Here is a 9,248-nt window from a genome sequence, read left to right on the forward strand (position 1 = left end):
TTGCCTGGCTAGAAAAGTGTCGGCGGCTGTGGAAAAACTGTGAGGGGGATTTGAATACCAGCCTTCAGTTAGTCAACTTAGCATTCCTTGCTTTGCTCTTGCGCAGGAAAGATACTGAATAGATACTTAGAAATATAACCACTCATAGGTAAATGGAGGTATTTACTCAATTGTACGGATACGATCTACCATTTCAGAGAGTTCAGGGTTGTTTTTAACAATATCGTCATACATCGGTTTAACTGCTTCTTGGAAAGTCATTTTGTCCACGGTAATAAACTTAACATTTTGTTTTTCTGCTTTGGTGCGTTCTTCATTCTCTGATGTTTCCCAAAGTTGAGTCATGTATTTTGAGGAATTTAGCGCGGCTTTTTTCACTATTGCTTGCTGTTCATCCGTCAGTTTATTTAATGATTTCGTCGAGATTAGCAATACGTCGGGGATCATCGTGTGTTCATCAAGCGAGAAGAATTTCGTGACTTCACTATGACGGCTTAAGGTAAAAGAGGGAATATTATTTTCCGCTGCATCAATAACACCCTGTTGTAATGCGGTATAGAGTTCACCATAAGCTAAGGGGGTCGGGTTGCCTCCCAGCGCTTTTACCATTGAAATTGCTGATGGACTGGGTTGTACACGAATTTTCAGATCTTTTAGATCGTCAGGTGTATAGATCGGTTTTTTTGCATAGAAACCGCGTGACCCCGCATCATAGTAGGTCAGGCCAATAAAGCCGCTATTCTGGCTTGAACCGAGGATTTCTTTACCGATCTCGTTGCTGAGAATTTTTTGGTAGTGGGCTTTATCGCGGAACAAATAGGGCAGGTTAAAGACGGAATAGGCCGGAGAAAACGCTTCTAATTCTGCGGCATTGGATTTAACGATATCCAAAGCTCCGTTTTGCATCAATTCCATTGATTCACGCTGATTGCCCAGTTGAGCATCTGGATAGATACGGATGCGTATTTCGCCATCGGTTTTTTCTTTCACTTCATCAGCGAATTGGGTCATGGCCTTATGAACTGCATGGTCGCGGTTTTGATTATGGCTGAGTTTAAGTGTTGTTGCGGCAAAAGCCTGTGATGCGCTCAGCGCAAACAGCGCGCCAATCACTGTATATAAAATGTGTTTGCTGTTTTTCATTTTATTCCCCAGAGGTAAGGATCAGGTTTTTGTTATTTTCTACGTGTAAACAGTAGCCATCACCAATGGGTTAAGCAAAATATAAAAACAAATTGGTTGACCATGATCGCAAATTTAGCGAATTATTGGTTTACCAATTTAAGCTGTGATCTGATTCGCTTCTTTTCATTTATCAGTTCTTCTATGCTTTAAAGGCCGATGTGGACATTGGTTTTATTGGTTAACCAAAAATGTAAGGGCAAGGCGTATGAAGAATCTTGTAGTGATTGTTAATAAAAGTTTGGCCTTTTTTACTATCTGCCTGTCGGTTTTTCTGGTTTTCTGCGTGTTATGGCAAGTGATTTCCCGTTATGTTTTAAGCGCACCCAGCACTGTGACAGATGAACTGGCGCGTTATCTCTTTATGTGGGTTGCCATGATTGGTGCTGCTTATACAACGGGTCAGCATCGTCATCTTGCTATCGATCTGCTGATGCTGAAATTAACCGGAATAAAGAAGAGTGTTGTTGGCCTGATTATTCAGGTGGCCATCATTGCATTTGCGGCCATTGTGCTTATTTACGGTGGTTGTGTTCTTGCCTCATCAACGCTGGCAAGTGGTCAAATCACGCCCTCTTTAGGTTGGCAGATGGGTTACATCTATTTATGTCTGCCCGTCAGTGGTGCATTTATGATTTTCTATGCGCTGGTTGATGTTATCTCAATTATTCAACACGTTTCAGGTCAACCACAATGGGTTGCCGGTAAATAATAAATTGTGGCGATGTGAGGTTATAGGATGGATTGGTATGTGATTTCCGCGCTCTTTGGCATATTTGCGGTACTGCTGGCGCTCAGTGTGCCCGTTTCATTTGCGATAGGTTTGTCCTCGTTAGTTGCAATTATGCTCACGTTACCGTTGGAATCTGCTATTGCTGTTGTTTCGCAGCGTATGGTGGCGGGAGTTGATAACTTCTCTTTATTGGCGATCCCGTTCTTTATTCTTGCAGGGAATATCATGAACCAAGGCGGGATTGCTGCACGTTTGATTAATCTGGCAAAAGTCATTGGCGGCCGTTTACCCGGCTCATTAATGCACGTCAACATTATGGCTAATATGCTGTTCGGGGCTATTTCCGGCTCGGCAGTGGCATCAGCGGCTGCGGTAGGCGGCACAATGGCACCGATGGAGAAAAAAGAGGGTTATGATCCTGCATTATCTGCTGCGGTGAATATTGCTTCTTGCCCTTCTGGCTTATTGATCCCTCCCAGCAATACGTTGATTGTCTATTCGTTGGTTTCTGGTGGCACATCCATTGCTGCCCTGTTTTTGGCGGGATATATCCCCGGTATTATCATGGGAATTTCACTTATGATCGTATCCGCCATTATTGCAAAGCGGAGATCTTATCCTGTTGCTGCCCAACCCACGTGGAACGAATTTTTTAATGTTGCGTGGAAAGCTATACCGTCATTAATGCTGATTGCGGTCATTATGGGGGGGATTATTGGCGGAATTTTTACGGCGACGGAAGCGTCTGCCATTGCGGTTCTCTATAGTTTTGTTCTGGCGGTGATCATCTATCGTGAAGTGAGTTTCAGGCAATTACCTAAAATCATCCTTGATTCAGCCGTCACTACCTCGATTGTTCTGCTATTAATTGGTGCTTCAATGGGAATGTCTTGGGCGATGGCAAACGCGGATCTGCCGTATCTGATAGCGGATATGTTAATGGCCGTTTCTGATAATCCACTGACAATCTTGTTGGTGATTAATATCATTCTCCTGATTGTCGGGATATTTATGGACATGACACCCGCGGTCCTGATTTTCACGCCGATTTTTTTACCCGTCGCGCTGGATATGGGAATCGATCCGGTTCATTTCGGCATCATCATGACATTTAACTTGGCGATTGGGATTTGTACACCCCCCGTCGGCAGTGCATTGTTTGTCGGTTGTTCAGTGGGTGATGTCAGTATTGATAAGGTCTTGAAGCCTCTGATCCCGATGTATATTGCGTTGATCGCGGCGCTGGCACTGGTCACTTATTTGCCTCAGTTGAGTTTATGGCTACCTGAATTGCTTCTGAACTATACCCCTGCTTAACGTATCTCCCTTTTTATTGGTTAACCGAATGAAAGGTGAAGGGTGTAAAAGCGAAAACTGTCTATGAAAGAATATTTATGAAGGAAAGAAGAGGTCAATCATGAAACAAACTTGGCGTTGGTATGGCCCGATAGATCCCGTTTCGTTGGCTGATATCCGTCAGGCGGGAGCAACAGGGGTAGTGACGGCGTTGCATCATATTCCCAACGGCGAAATCTGGCCTGTCGCTGAGATTGAAGAGCGTAAAGCGCTGATTGAAGCCAATCAACTGGAATGGTCGGTGGTGGAGAGTGTGCCCATCCATGAAGATATCAAAACACATACGGGAGCATATGATCAATGGATAACAAATTATCAGCAGACTTTGCGTAATCTCGCTGCCTGTGGAATCAAAACGGTGTGTTATAACTTCATGCCTGTTCTGGATTGGACACGCACGGACTTGGAATATCCATTGCCTGATGGTTCAAAAGCACTGCGTTTTGATCAAATAGAGTTCGCTGTTTTTGACATTCATATTCTACAACGTAAAGGAGCAGAAAAAGATTATACAGATGAAGAGATTGCACAGGCGAAGATACGTTTTGCTGCAATGACAGAAGAAGAAAAACAAAAACTTATAAATACGATCATAGCGGGTCTTCCGGGCGCGGAAGAAGGCTATACCTTAGAAGAATTTCGCCAACACCTGGGACGTTATTCAGATATTGATAAGGCTAAATTGCGTGAGCACTTTGCCTATTTCCTGAGAAAAATTATTCCGGTTGCAGAAGAAACCGGTATCAAAATGGCGGTTCATCCTGATGATCCGCCCCGCGAGATATTCGGTCTTCCACGCATTGTTTCGACGTTGGATGATATGCGCTGGATATCTGAAACCGTAGACAGTCATGCCAATGGTTACACGATGTGTACCGGCTCTTACGGGGTGCGCGCAGATAATGATTTAGTGAAGATGATCAAATTATTTGGTTCACGGATCTATTTCCTGCATTTGCGCTCGACCCTGCGTGAAGAAAATCCACGAACATTCCATGAGGCGGCTCATCTTGCGGGTGATGTGGATATGTATGAAGTCATTAAAGCGATAGCAGAAGAAGAGCATCGTCGGCGGGAAGCGGGCGAAGAGTATCTAATTCCAATGCGTCCCGATCACGGGCATCAAATACTGGATGACCTGAACAAGAAAGTAAATCCGGGTTATTCAGCGATTGGGCGCCTTAAAGGACTGGCTGAGATCCGTGGTCTGGAACTGGGCATTCACCGTGCGTTTTATCGGGATAACGTCTGAACCTAAATATAAGGTGGAACATGATGGGAAAAAATCTTGCTAACGCTGCGATATCCGTTCCGTTTCCCGATTGGACAGCCGAGCGACTTACCACACGCATCGTTCATTTAGGTTGTGGTGTGTTTCACCGCGCACATCAGGCGCTTTATACCCATCATTTACTGGAGCAAACGGACAGTGATTGGGGATTTTGTGAAGTTAATCTGATGTCGCAACAAAGTGCTTTGCTGATTGAAAATCTAAAAAAACAATCAATGTGCTATACCGTCGCAGAGAAAAGTCAGGATGTAACGACATTAAAAATCATCGGTTCGATAAAAGAGGCCATGCACCCATTAATTGATGGTGTTCAGGCCATCATCGAAAAAATGGCCAGTCCTGAAGTTGCCATTATCTCTTTGACCGTGACGGAAAAAGGCTATTGCATTAATGCTGCGACAGGGCATCTGGATTTGAACAATCCACTGATTATTGAGGATTTAGCTAATCCGTCATCACCTCGTTCCGCCATTGGTTATATTACCGCTGCATTAAAATTGCGTTTTGAACGCCAGTTATCGCCGGTAACCATTTTGTCGTGCGATAACGTTCGGGAAAATGGTCATGTTGCCCATCAGGCAGTGTTGGATTTGGCGCGTTTGCAAGATGGGAAGCTAGCACAGTGGATAGAACAACGAGTGACATTTCCTTCTACAATGGTTGACCGCATTGTGCCGGCAGTGACACCGGAAACTTTAACTGAAATTGCCCGGTTGTCAGGGTGGGAAGATCCTTGTGCCATTGCCTGTGAATCTTTCCGTCAGTGGGTGATTGAAGACAACTTTGCAAACGGGCGTCCAGATTGGCATCGGGTTGGTGCGCAATTTGAGGAAGATGTCACACCATTTGAAATAATGAAATTGCGTATGTTAAACGGCTCTCATTCATTTCTTGCCTACTTGGGCTATTTGGGCGGTTATGCGCATATTTCCGATACCATAGCAAACGTGGACTATCGCCGCGCGGTTCACACACTGATGCTGAATGAACAAGTGCCAACGTTGTTGATGCCGGAGAATACCGATTTAGTCACTTATGCGGAAAAGTTGCTCGAACGGTTTGCCAATCCCTCTTTAAAACATCAAACATGGCAGATTGCGATGGATGGGAGTCAGAAATTACCGCAACGCTTGCTCGATTCCATTCAGTGGCATATCGAAAAAGGAAGTGATTATCGATACTTGGCATTAGGCATTGCAGCATGGATGCGTTATGTCAGTGGCGTAGATGAACAAGGCCAGCCCATTGATGTGCGTGATCCATTAAAAGCGGTCTTTGCCGCCATTTATGCTAAACATGGGCTTTCTGTTGCTGTGGTTGAAGAGTTATTGGCAATTGAATCAATCTTTGGCGAAAAGCTGATTAAAAACCGTGACTTTGTCGGCAATGTGGTCAAGGCATACCAACGATTACTGGATGTTGGTGCTCGTCAAACTGTCGCAATTCTGTGCTCCCAAGGTGAAAAACAATGAAAGCCTTTATGCATGAAGATTTTTTGTTGAGTAATGATATTGCCTGCCGTCTTTATCACGATTACGCCGCCATGATGCCGATTTATGATTATCACTGTCATTTAAATCCAAAAGAGATTGCGCAAAACCGCCGTTTTGACAATCTCGGCCAAATTTGGCTGGAAGGTGACCATTACAAGTGGCGTGCCATGCGCTCGGCAGGAGTCGGGGAGGCATTGATCACGGGCCCTGAAACCAGCGATTATGAAAAATATCTCGCATGGTCAAAGACAGTTCCTATGGCGATTGGCAATCCGCTTTATCATTGGACGCATCTGGAATTGCGCCGTCCATTTGGCATTACCGGAAAATTATTCGGCCCTGACACCGCAGAAGCTATTTGGCATGAAGTGAATGAAAAACTTGCTCAGCCTGAATTTTCTGCCCGTGGCATTATGCAGAAAATGCAGGTGCGCATGGTGGGAACCACTGATGACCCCATCGATTCTCTGGAATATCACCGACAAATCGCAGCAGATAAAGACCTCACCATCAAAGTATTGCCAAGCTGGCGTCCGGATAAGGTCTTTAAAATTGAATCAGCGGGTTTTTGCCATTACCTCAAACGGCTGGAAGAGGCCGCTGATGTGGCTATTGTGTGTTTTGCCGATTTATTGGCGGCATTGGAGTGTCGTCTGGAACATTTTGGATATCACGGTTGTGTGGCATCGGATCATGGTATTGAAAACCTGCGTTATGCGGCGATCCCCAGCACATTATCTTTGGATAATATTTTGCAAAAACGCCGGCAAGGGCAACTGCTCAACGAATTAGAGATTGCGCAATTCACGACGGCTGTACTGGTTTGGTTAGGCAAGCAATATGCGAAGCGAGGTTGGGTGATGCAACTGCATATCGGGGCATTACGCAATAACAATACGCGCATGTTTAATCTGTTAGGGGCGGACAGCGGTTTTGATTCCATTGGCGATAATCCTATTGCTTATCCATTGTCCCGCCTGCTGGATGAAATGGATATGACTGATGAATTACCCAAAACTATCCTTTATTGCTTAAATCCTCGTGATAACGAAGTGATTGGTACGATGATTGGCAACTAAGTCAGTTTGTCGGTATGCTGACCGATTCACGCAGTTTCTTATCGTATACCCGCCATGAATATTTTCGTCGTATCCTCTGTAATATGCTGGGAAGTTGGGTCAAAAAGGGTGAAATCCCATATGATGAAAAAATGTTGGGGCAGATGATCCAGAATATTTGCTTCAATAATGCTGAACGCTATTTCCTGTTAAATAAGCCAATTGGATAAGTCAGTCAGATAAGGATGAAAGAATGCGGGCCAAAAAAATTGCTTTGCTCGGTGAATGTATGATCGAGTTGAATGGCGAGCCATTTAGTTCAATGACGCAAAGTTACGGCGGTGATGTACTGAACAGTGCGGTATATCTTGCCAGAGCAGGGAAGGATACGCTGGATATCTATTTCGTCACGGCGATGGGTGTTGACCTATTGAGCCAAGGTATGATCTCTCGTTGGCAACAAGAGGGAATTAATACATCTCTGGTGTTAACCGATAGCGAACATCAACCCGGTTTATATCTGATCCAGCTTGATGCACAGGGCGAACGAACGTTTCTTTATTGGCGTGATAATTCGGCGGCTCGTTATCTGTTACGACATTCTGGCTATCCTGAACTTTATCAACAATTGGGGAAGACGGACGCGATTTACCTCAGCGGGATCAGTCTGGCAATTTTACCTGAAAGAGATCGTCAATTACTGCTTAATAACTTGAAAAAGCTATCTTCTGAAGGCAAAACCATTTTCTTTGACAGCAATTATCGTCCGGCACTATGGGAAAGTGAAACACAAACCCGTGAGTGCTATCAGCAAATCTATGCCATCACCGATATCGCTTTAGTCACTGACGATGATGAAGTACGGCTGTGGGGAGATACTTCGATTGACGAAAGTTTTAATCGCCTGCAAAGGATGGGAGCCAAACAAGTTATTATCAAAGCCGGTGCGCAGGGCTGTTTCTATCGTGATTTATGCCGTCAGGCTGACATACAACATATTGCGGCAGCACCTGTTGCGCCAGTGATTGATACCACTGCGGCAGGTGATGCCTTTAATGCCGGTTTTATTGCGGGGTTGTTGAATGGATTCTCCATTCATGATTCAGCGTTAATGGGGAATCAGTTGGCGGGGGTCGTGATCCAGCATAAAGGGGCGATTATTCCCAAAATAGCAACTCAACATGTAACTGAGCGTTTTTTGATTCGGGCGGAATAGGGGAGTGAAGATGAGAGAGATGATAATGCGTTTGCGTCAGATTAAAATTGTTCCGGTGATTACCGTTGAAGAGGTCAAAGACATTGTTCCTATTGGTCATGCTTTGGCAGACAATGGTCTTCCTGTCGCTGAAATAACCTTTCGTAGCGGTAATGCAGCTAAAGCAATAAAGCTGTTAAAGGCTGAACGACCAGATATGCTGATTGGTGCAGGAACCGTGCTCAATCGGGAACAAGTTCATCAAGCAAAAACATCTGGGGCAGAGTTTGTTGTCTCACCGGGAATGAATCCAAACACCGTACAGGCATGCCAGCAAATTGGCATTCCGATTATTCCTGGTGTGAATAATCCGAGTACGATTGAGCAGGCATTGGAATTGGGTATCGATTTTGTCAAATTTTTCCCTGCTGAGCCATCAGGTGGGATTGCGATGATTAAAGCATTACTTGCACCATATCCTCAATTACAAGTTATGCCGACTGGCGGAATCAGTACTGGGAACGTTCGTGATTATCTTGCAATCCCACAAATTGTAGCTTGTGGTGGATCATGGATGGTCAGTTCACAGATGATTCGTGATAATGACTGGAAAAAAATAGGAAAATTGGCACGGGAAGCGGTTGAATTAGTTAATATATCATTGTAATCGTTCACTCTTATATTAAAGCTAATTTAACTATACACTCCACAAAAAACGATAGCGTCCTTTTATTAGTCGCCATTTAGGGCTTTCGGCTGGTTTTAATACCATGAAAACTAGCCTGTGAGTTTTTATTTTGGTAAATCCTATATAACCTGAGCTTCGCTTAAGAAGGGAACTAAAGTGCCTGAGGCACGATCAAAGTTTTTGCTAAAGAAAACAAAATCGTGGAGATCCTCAGGCATGTATAATTTAGAAGAACTTTACTGCTGCGTCGAT

7 protein-coding genes and 2 pseudogenes are annotated in these 9,248 nt (G+C 44.4%); 8 read left to right on the top strand and 1 reads right to left on the bottom strand.

Translation table 11 applies throughout. From position 1 onward, the window contains the following. A pseudogene (locus tag AACQ81_RS18915) lies at positions 1–122 on the top strand (IS5/IS1182 family transposase); the annotation flags it as partial. 40 nt (positions 123–162) lie between these two features. Here the strand turns inward: AACQ81_RS18915 and AACQ81_RS18920 are convergent. Further along, positions 163–1,143 (bottom strand): TRAP transporter substrate-binding protein, encoded by a 981-nt coding sequence (locus tag AACQ81_RS18920; protein WP_237388226.1) that lies wholly within the window; start codon positions 1,141–1,143, stop codon positions 163–165. Positions 1,144–1,390: 247 nt separating this feature from the next. Between AACQ81_RS18920 and AACQ81_RS18925 the strand changes: the two genes are divergently transcribed. The 7 genes and pseudogenes from AACQ81_RS18925 to AACQ81_RS18955 all read left to right on the top strand — a co-directional run bounded on the left by AACQ81_RS18925 (position 1,391) and on the right by AACQ81_RS18955 (position 8,975). Beyond that, positions 1,391–1,894, top strand: a complete 504-nt coding sequence (locus AACQ81_RS18925) for a TRAP transporter small permease (protein WP_237388227.1) — start codon at positions 1,391–1,393, stop codon at positions 1,892–1,894. Between the two features lie 27 nt (positions 1,895–1,921). After that, entirely contained in the window at positions 1,922–3,232 is a 1,311-nt protein-coding gene (locus AACQ81_RS18930; RefSeq protein WP_237388228.1) for a TRAP transporter large permease, read from the top strand. Between the two features lie 100 nt (positions 3,233–3,332). Beyond that, positions 3,333–4,523: a mannonate dehydratase gene (gene uxuA, locus AACQ81_RS18935; RefSeq protein WP_237388229.1), complete on the top strand. Its 1,191-nt coding sequence runs from the start codon at positions 3,333–3,335 to the stop codon at positions 4,521–4,523. 23 nt (positions 4,524–4,546) lie between these two features. Next, positions 4,547–6,034: a fructuronate reductase gene (locus tag AACQ81_RS18940; protein WP_237388232.1), complete on the top strand. Its 1,488-nt coding sequence runs from the start codon at positions 4,547–4,549 to the stop codon at positions 6,032–6,034. After that, positions 6,031–7,343, top strand: a pseudogene (gene uxaC, locus AACQ81_RS18945) (glucuronate isomerase). The gene AACQ81_RS18940 and the pseudogene uxaC overlap by 4 nt, the downstream one beginning before the upstream one ends. A gap of 23 nt (positions 7,344–7,366) precedes the next feature. Beyond that, a complete protein-coding gene (locus tag AACQ81_RS18950; RefSeq protein ID WP_237388230.1) occupies positions 7,367–8,329 on the top strand; it encodes a sugar kinase in 963 nt (320 codons plus the stop codon). Positions 8,330–8,339: 10 nt separating this feature from the next. Continuing rightward, positions 8,340–8,975 carry a bifunctional 4-hydroxy-2-oxoglutarate aldolase/2-dehydro-3-deoxy-phosphogluconate aldolase gene (locus AACQ81_RS18955; protein ID WP_237388231.1) on the top strand — a complete coding sequence of 212 codons (636 nt, stop codon included), beginning with the start codon at positions 8,340–8,342 and terminating at the stop codon, positions 8,973–8,975. The last annotated feature ends 273 nt before the right edge of the window (positions 8,976–9,248 follow it).

Origin of the sequence: Xenorhabdus sp. Sc-CR9, from assembly GCF_963897815.1 — a bacterium.
Lineage (GTDB): Bacteria > Pseudomonadota > Gammaproteobacteria > Enterobacterales > Enterobacteriaceae > Xenorhabdus.

Coding starts and splice junctions, on each gene's coding strand:
- AACQ81_RS18920 (WP_237388226.1), bottom strand. CDS start 1,143: ATGAAAAACAGCAAACACATTTTATATACAGTGATTGGCGCGCTGTTT.
- AACQ81_RS18925 (WP_237388227.1), top strand. CDS start 1,391: ATGAAGAATCTTGTAGTGATTGTTAATAAAAGTTTGGCCTTTTTTACT.
- AACQ81_RS18930 (WP_237388228.1), top strand. CDS start 1,922: ATGGATTGGTATGTGATTTCCGCGCTCTTTGGCATATTTGCGGTACTG.
- uxuA (WP_237388229.1), top strand. CDS start 3,333: ATGAAACAAACTTGGCGTTGGTATGGCCCGATAGATCCCGTTTCGTTG.
- AACQ81_RS18940 (WP_237388232.1), top strand. CDS start 4,547: ATGGGAAAAAATCTTGCTAACGCTGCGATATCCGTTCCGTTTCCCGAT.
- AACQ81_RS18950 (WP_237388230.1), top strand. CDS start 7,367: ATGCGGGCCAAAAAAATTGCTTTGCTCGGTGAATGTATGATCGAGTTG.
- AACQ81_RS18955 (WP_237388231.1), top strand. CDS start 8,340: ATGAGAGAGATGATAATGCGTTTGCGTCAGATTAAAATTGTTCCGGTG.